6 protein-coding genes and 1 pseudogene are annotated in these 5,980 nt (G+C 60.7%); 1 reads left to right on the top strand and 6 read right to left on the bottom strand.

The genetic code is table 11. The annotated features are described in order from the left end of the window. The 5 genes from AC1DJT_RS33510 to AC1DJT_RS33530 all read right to left on the bottom strand — a co-directional run. A partial coding sequence (locus tag AC1DJT_RS33510) for an AMP-binding protein (RefSeq protein WP_476835766.1) occupies positions 1-986 on the bottom strand: 986 nt, incomplete at its 3' end. A gap of 1 nt (position 987) precedes the next feature. Then, a complete protein-coding gene (locus tag AC1DJT_RS33515) occupies positions 988-1,788 on the bottom strand; it encodes an ABC transporter permease (RefSeq protein WP_441508600.1) in 801 nt (266 codons plus the stop codon). Next, a complete protein-coding gene (locus AC1DJT_RS33520) occupies positions 1,785-2,633 on the bottom strand; it encodes an ABC transporter permease (protein WP_441508599.1) in 849 nt (282 codons plus the stop codon). Before AC1DJT_RS33520 ends, AC1DJT_RS33515 begins: the two co-directional genes overlap by 4 nt. 24 nt (positions 2,634-2,657) lie before the next feature. Continuing rightward, positions 2,658-3,701 carry an ABC transporter substrate-binding protein gene (locus AC1DJT_RS33525; RefSeq protein WP_476835767.1) on the bottom strand — a complete coding sequence of 348 codons (1,044 nt, stop codon included), beginning with the start codon at positions 3,699-3,701 and terminating at the stop codon, positions 2,658-2,660. 40 nt (positions 3,702-3,741) lie between these two features. Beyond that, the gene (locus tag AC1DJT_RS33530) at positions 3,742-4,797 is read right to left on the bottom strand and encodes an ABC transporter ATP-binding protein (protein ID WP_476835768.1); all 1,056 of its coding nucleotides are present in this window, start codon (positions 4,795-4,797) and stop codon (positions 3,742-3,744) included. Between the two features lie 135 nt (positions 4,798-4,932). Between AC1DJT_RS33530 and AC1DJT_RS33535 the strand changes: the two genes are divergently transcribed. Beyond that, positions 4,933-5,652, top strand: a complete 720-nt coding sequence (locus AC1DJT_RS33535) for a TetR/AcrR family transcriptional regulator (RefSeq protein ID WP_441508598.1) — start codon at positions 4,933-4,935, stop codon at positions 5,650-5,652. A 10-nt stretch (positions 5,653-5,662) separates the two neighbouring features. Here the strand turns inward: AC1DJT_RS33535 and AC1DJT_RS33540 are convergent. Continuing rightward, positions 5,663-5,980 (bottom strand): annotated as a pseudogene (locus AC1DJT_RS33540) (IclR family transcriptional regulator); the annotation flags it as partial.

Raw genomic sequence — 5,980 nt, forward strand, 5'->3', positions numbered from 1 at the left:
GTGTTGTAGCGCCGCTCGAAGTCGGCGTGCTTTTCCTTGTTGAAGCCGAAGATCGAAACGCGCTTCAGCTCATTGTCGGCGTCGGATGGCTTGGGTGCCTGCTGATAGACGATCTCGGGAAAGAGGCAGTAATGGATCTTGTATGTCCTGACCCAATCCATGAAGCGCGTCGCGCTTGCACGGCGGGCGACGAAGATCTGGCCGCCGACACGCATCGCCATCAAGGTCAGCCACTGCGGATCCATGTAGAAGAAGGGTTGAGCCGCCAGGATATTCCTGGAATTCTCGGCGTCGCCGCCTCGCATCGCGGCCACCAGGGAAATGGTGAGCCAGTATCGGTGCGTCAGCATGCAGCCTTTCGGGAATCCGGTCGTGCCGGACGTGTACTGGATGTTGACGAGGTCATCGAGCGCGGGTTGTGGCAGGTCCGCGGGGAGGGCGGGCGGTTTCCGCTCGATCCGGGCATATCGATCCGACGCATCGGAAGCGGCCCCGACGACAAGAACGTTGGAATTCCGTAACGGCGCCTCCGCACTCAGCGCCTCGTAGGAGGGCAGGCAGTCCGCATGGATGACGAGATACGTCGCCTGCGAGTCCGTGAGCACATAGTCGAGCTCTCGGCCGGTATAGCCGATATTGACCGGCACCATGACGGCCCCGAGTTTTGCCAGGGCAAGCCAGGTGAGGGGAAACGCCGGGATGTTGGGAAGCATGACGGCGACATGAGCGCCTTTGCGCACGCCCGCCGCATAGAGGCCCGCCGCAGCCTGTTCGATMGCCGACCTGGCTTCGGCATAGGTTGCGACGCCGCCCTCGCTCTCCTCGAAGAACGTCCAGAGGGTCTTGTCGCCGTTCACCGAGGCCCGCTCGTCGACGAACGAGCCGATGTTCTGCGCCAGCGGCGCCGCCTCGATAGTGCTCCTCATATGATCGACGAGAGGCTTGAGCTCGGACCAATCGCTGGGGCTGCTGTTGTTTTGCTGCATGTCAGGCCTCGGACACTGAATTCGACTGGTATCGGCGTTCATTCCGGCGGCGAACGATCTCACCCACGGTCATCGCGACGATGCTGAGAAGAGTGAGCATGACCGCGACGGCAGGCACTGTCGGATCGAGCTTAAGGCTGAGATCGTTCCAGATGCGCACGGGAAGCGTCTGCAATCCGCCGGAGATGAAGAGCGTGATGATCAGCTCATCGAAGGACGCGAAGAAGGCCAGGATCGCCGAAGCAAACATCGCTGGCGCTAGGTAAGGCAGGGTCGTGTGCAGGAACGCCCGGATGGGGCTCGCGCCAAGGACACGCGCTGCCCGCTCGATCGTCATGTCGTATCTGCGAAGGCTGCCCGACACGATCATCACGACATAGGGCAGGGCGATCAGCGCATGAACCAATGTCAGCGCGTAGATATTGTTCACCAGCTGCCAGCGCAGGAACACGATGTAGAGCGCAAGGGCGATAACCACCGATGGGATGATGAGGGGCGCGATGAAGATGGCACTCAGCAGGCCTTTTCCGCGAAAATCCGTACGAACGAGCGCGACCGACGCCAGGGTCCCGAAGAGCAGGCTGAGGATTGTCGCACCGACCCCGATCCTGAGGCTCGCGAGCGTGGCGTCGACCCAACTCTGATCGACGAAGAATTCCCTGTACCAGCGCAGGGACAGCGACTTCGGCGGGAATTCGAGGAACTGGCTGTCGGTCAGCGAAATCGGAACGAGGAAGAACAGCGGCAGCAGCAGAAAGCTGGCGACGAGGACAAAATACGCGGTCAGGACGGCCCGGGTCATCGTGCGAGCCCTCCGGTCGCGAATTCGGAGCGTTTCCGCGTGAGGGCCCAGTAAGCCAGAAGACAGGAGAAGGTCGCCGCCAGCAGCGTCGAAGCCATCACCGCCGCCAGGTCCCATTTCAGCGTCTTGTGAACCTGGAGATCGATGAGATTGGCGATGAGGAGACTTGTGCGGCCGCCCAGCAGCGTCGGCGTGACATAGAAGCCGAGGCAGAGGATGAAGCAGATGATGCCACCCGTCGCCGCTCCACTCACGCTGAGGGGAAAGACCACCTTCCAGAAGGCCTGCCTTGGCGATGCACCCAGGGATCGGGCCGCTTTCACGAGATCCCGCTCGACATCGAGTATCGAGGTCAGGCAGGTCAGGATCACGATCGGCAGCAGGATCTGAACCATTCCGATGTGAACGGCGATGGGCGTATAGAGCAGCTGAACGGGCTCCGCCGTCAGGCCAAGGGCGGCAAGCGCTTTGTTAAGAATGCCTTCGCGCCCGAGCAGGATGATCCAGGTGTAGGTCCTGACCAGGATGCTGATCCAGAACGGTAGGAGGATCAGATAGGTCGCCAGCACCCGCTTGCGCGGCGAGAGCCCCGCCATGAAGTAAGCCATGGGGTAGCCCATGACGAGGCAGATCACCGTCACAGTCGCGGCGGTGACGAACGTCCTCTGCAGGACGATGATGGAAAGCTGCGAATTATAGACCTGTCGCAGCGCCTCGGCCGTGAAAGCCGTTCCATCGTGTACGGTCAGCTTCAGGACGCCGAATACCGGAAAGACGAAGAGAAGCGCTGCCAGCAACGTCGCTGGCGCGAGCAAAAGCGTGGTTTTCGTCCACCGGAGTTTCATGATGCAGCCAGGTTCCCGAGTGGCTCAGATCAGCAGCCATTCGTTCCAGCGTGTTGAGACCGCGTCGAGATTCTCTGCCCACCAGGCACTGTTGAACTCGAACTGCACCGCCGCGTTTTCGGGCGAGGTCGGCAGGGTCGCTGCGAAGGCCGGGTCCAGCAATTCCATCATTCCCGGCACGAAGCCGGGGTAGGGGACCTGCTTCACGAATGCCGCCGATGCCGCAGGGTCCATGCGAGCCTTCATGAAGCGCATCGCCTCGGTGGGGTGCTTCGCGCCCTTTGGAATGGCGAGGAAGGAGAGCATCAGGGCTCCGCCCTTGAAGGTGATGTCGACGGGCTTGCCCTCGTTCCTCAGGGGGGTGATGCGGCCGTTCCAGCATGAAGTCATGCTGACCTCGCCGTCGATCAGCAACTGGACGTGCTGGGCTCCGTTGGTCCACCAGACCGGGATATGGGGCTTGAGCTGGTCGAGCTTCTTGAAGGCGCGGTCGACGTCGAGCGGATAGAGCTTGTCGAGCGGAACGCCATCGGCAAGCAGGGCGAATTCGAGGTTGCCCTTGGGCGAATTTTCCAGCGAGCGCGGGCCCGGGAAAGCTTTGACGTCCCAGAAATCGGCCCAGGATTGCGGCGTCTTGCCGTTGCCGAATTTGTCGGTCCTGAAAGCGATCACGGTTGAATAAGAGGCCCGGACCATCGCAGTCGGCTGCTTTGCGATGGCCGGCAGCTTGTTGTCGGGATCGATGATCGAATAGTCGATCTTTGCAAGCCATCCGGCTTTGGTTGCGGTCACGACGTCGTCGCCGTTCAGCTCGGTCAGATCCCACTCGACATTGCCGGACTCGACCATGGCCTTGAGCTTGGGAAGGCTCACGGGTGCTGTCGGCCTGACCTYGATTCCCGTCTCCCTGGTGAAAGGCTCTTCGAAGATCTTCGTGATCATCGTGGCGAGCGCCCCGCCGGAGCCGTTGACGACGATGGTCACGTCCTGAGCGAAAGAGGGTTTGAACGCGAAAACGCCGGCAAGTGCACCTGTGGCGATTCCGAAAGCTCTTCTGGTCATCGTCATGATCGATAGTCCCCTGAGTTTTTTTGGTGGTCTGGGAAGCTCAACCCGTGAGCGAGACGAGGTCAGCGACGTTGAGATCGAAGCTGATCGGCGTGCCCAGCGGCAGCACGTCCTGTCCTGGCCTGCGTGGCTCGATGGCCGAGATGTCCTTGCCGTCCGCAGCGCGCAGCACGTAGCGGACGGAATTGCCGAAGAAGACGGCCTCMGCGAGGGTGGCCCGATGCGCGCCGGCGGCATCTTGGCGGATCTGGATGAGCTCCGGCCGGATTGACGCGAAGCTGGCCGCCGAGAGATGCGCGACATTCCCGGACACGCGGCCAAGCCCTTCGAGCATGACGGACGCTGGCGCGGCGCCCTCGACCTTGAGGATGTTGTTTGCACCCACGAATTCCGCGACGAAGCGTGATTGCGGCTTGTCGTAGAGCTCTTCCGGAGGGCCGATCTGCAGGACCTGGCCCTTGTCCATGACCGCCAGCCGGTCGGAGAGCGTCAGCGCCTCGCCTTGATCATGGGTGACATAGATGACGGTACACCCGATCTGGCGCTGGTATTCCTTGATCTCGAGCTGGAGTGTCTCTCGCAGCTTCAGATCAAGGGCGCCCAGCGGCTCGTCCATCAACAGCACCCGGGGCTCGAACACGACCGCGCGTGCAAAGGCCACGCGTTGCTTCTGGCCCCCGGACAGTTCGTGCGGCATGCGGTTCGCTAGTGTGTCCAGCCGCACCATCTGGAGCGCCTTCTCCGAGCGCCGCCGGGCTTCGGCCCGCGGCACGCCGCGCATCTCGAGGGGAAAGGAAATGTTGCGGATGACATTGCGATGGGGAAAGAGCGAATAGCTCTGGAACACCATGCCGATGTCGCGCTTCTCCGTCGGCAGCTTCGTGATCGGCACTCCGTCGATGAGAATTTCACCGCTGTCGATATCCGTGAAGCCTGCCAGCGCGTTGAGGGCGGTCGTCTTTCCAGAGCCGCTCGCCCCGAGCAGGGTMATGAACTCCCCGCGCTCGACATGCATCGAGAAGCTCTCCAGCGCGACGAACTTTCCATACGTCTTTCGAACGCTTCTGAAATCGATCGTCGCTCCGGTCGAACTCATTTGATCCGGCTCCGAATGAGAGGCATATTTGAAAAGTGACGATAGTGTCATTTTTTGTCAAGCGCGCTATGCTGGTATTGAGATTGCGGCGCGATTGAGTGTGCTGTCAGAAGCGATAGTGAGAAGGGCGGGCCCTTGTTGTTGGAAAACGTAAATTTCGATTACGTGGATTACCTGGAGAAACGCTTGGCTGCCGCGCAAAGCGAGAAGAAGATCATTCGCACTGAGTTGCAGCTCGAGCTGGCAACCGCGCGCCTTCTCAGAGAAAAAAACTATCACGCAATTTCGGTTGATCTCATTGCGGCGACCGCTGGTGTCGCGCACGGGACGTTTTACCGGTATTTCGCAGCCAAACGCGATGTCGTTGCTAAGACTATCGCCGATTATTTCATGTTCGTGCGCGCATCGCGCCACCCAATTGCCCGTGATGCGTCGCAATACGAAGCAATCCACCAGGCCAACCTGCACTATGTCGAATGCTTCCGTCGCAATGTCGGACTCATGCGTTGCCATTTCCGGCTCAAGGACGAGGACGAGCTGATCGCCGAGGTTGGCCGTAGCGCCGACAACGCCATGGTGGAGCGCGTCCTCGCCAGGCTGCGCCGCGAAGGACAGCTCGAGCTGTGGGATGCTGAAAAACTCAAACTGACCATCTTCTGCCTGATCGGAATGGTCGATGAGCTGTTGTTGAAGATCTACGGGCAGACCCAGCCTTCGCTCGCTGGGTTTCAAGCCAAGCCCCAACTCGTGGCGAGCACCCTATCCGATATGTGGTTCTCGACGATCTACGGTTCGCAATCACTCGAGCGCATTGCGCCGGGGGCGAGTTTGCCAAGGCTACGCCAGGTCGACTGAGTGATCGCCGTCAACTCGGCATGATATAGCTCAGCTGATTGCGAATATTCGCAGCCAGCGAAATCAAGCGKGGTGCGACCTCGTCCTCGATCTGGTTGGGGCTGAGCCGGAACACAGGCACCCGGCAGTTCATGCCGAAGCAATCGCCGTTGGCGTCCCGGATCAGCGGCACGCCAGCGGAATGGGTGCCCGGAATCCAGACGCCCTTGGCCACAGAAAACCCCCGGCTGCGGCAATCGATGACGCCCTGCAGGAAGGATTCGGAGTATTTCGTCCAGAGTTCGGGCGAGCGACGCTTCATTTCTTCGAGCTTCAGCTTGAGTTCGTC

The organism is Allobosea sp. 05T422_2 (genome assembly GCF_056396265.1).